The 1,007-nt window shown below is 66.3% G+C and carries 1 protein-coding gene; it reads left to right on the top strand.

What is annotated here, in order from left to right; all coding sequences use genetic code 11:
* The coding region (locus AB0M02_RS46750) for an AAA family ATPase (protein ID WP_364238999.1) at window positions 1–1,007 on the top strand (1,007 nt) is incomplete at both ends.

Below are 1,007 nucleotides of genomic sequence, written 5' to 3' on the forward strand. Positions count from 1 at the left end.
AAGAAGGTGCTCAAGGAGATCCGCACGCGTGGTGACATCATCCTGTTCATCGACGAGATCCACACCCTGGTGGGTGCGGGTGCCGCCGAGGGCGCAATCGACGCCGCGAGCATTTTGAAGCCGATGCTGGCGCGGGGTGAGCTGCAGACCATCGGCGCCACGACGCTGGATGAGTACCGTAAGCACCTGGAGAAGGACGCCGCATTGGAGCGGCGGTTCCAGCCGATCCAGGTCGGTGAGCCGTCGCTGGCCCACACGATCGAGATCCTCAAGGGTCTGCGGGACCGGTATGAGGCGCACCACCGGATCAGCATCACCGATGCCGCGCTGGTCGCGGCCGCCACTCTGGCGGACCGGTACATTTCGGATCGGTTCCTGCCGGACAAGGCGATCGACCTGATCGACGAGGCGGGGGCGCGGATGCGGATCCGCCGGATGACCGCGCCGCCGGACCTGCGTGATTTCGATGAGCGGATCGCTCAGGTGCGCCGGGACAAGGAGTCCGCGATCGACGCGCAGGACTTCGAGCGGGCCGCGCAGCTGCGCGACAAGGAGAAGCAGCTGCTGGGTCAGAAGGCGCAGCGGGAGAAGGAGTGGAAGGCCGGCGACCTCGATGTGGTGTCGGAGGTCGACGACGAGCAGATCGCCGAGGTGCTGGGGAACTGGACCGGTATTCCGGTGTACAAGCTGACCGAGGAGGAGACCTCTCGGCTGCTGCGGATGGAAGACGAGCTGCACAAGCGGGTGATCGGGCAGGAGGACGCCGTGCAGGCGGTGTCCAAGGCGATCCGGCGCACCAGGGCCGGGTTGAAGGACCCGAAGCGGCCGTCCGGTTCGTTCATCTTCGCCGGTCCGTCCGGGGTGGGTAAGACCGAGCTGTCCAAGGCCCTGGCGGAGTTCCTGTTCGGCTCGGAGGACGCGCTGATCCAGCTGGACATGTCGGAGTTCCACGACCGGTACACGGTGTCGCGTCTGGTGGGTGCCCCTCCCGGTTACGTCGGTTACGA

This window comes from Actinoplanes sp. NPDC051861, assembly GCF_040681145.1.
Taxonomy (GTDB): Bacteria; Actinomycetota; Actinomycetes; order Mycobacteriales; family Micromonosporaceae; genus Actinoplanes.